Genomic DNA, 215 nt, shown 5'->3' with positions numbered 1-215 from the left:
CGCCCGCCTCCGCTCCAACATGCAGCGCGCGCTCGCCCCCGCTTTCGCGGAGGCCGCGGCGGCGGGCGACGCGGACCCGGTGCTCTACGGGCGCGCGCCGCTCGACCCCTCCCTCGCCGCGCTCGCGCGTGCGTCCTTCACGGCGGACGGGGTGCCGGACGGCGCGGTCGCCGTCACTTCGGGCTCGCTCGACGCGATCGAACGCGTCCTCGGCG

Annotated in this window: 1 pseudogene; it reads left to right on the top strand. The window is 79.1% G+C overall.

What is annotated here, in order from left to right:
- Positions 1–215 (top strand): annotated as a pseudogene (locus tag G3I42_RS11085) (hypothetical protein); the annotation flags it as partial.

This window comes from Streptomyces sp. SID11385, assembly GCF_010548245.1.
Classification (GTDB): Bacteria; Actinomycetota; Actinomycetes; order Streptomycetales; family Streptomycetaceae; genus Streptomyces.
Note: the sequence above shows the minus strand (reverse complement) of the source record. Positions and strands in the feature narration are given on the sequence as shown.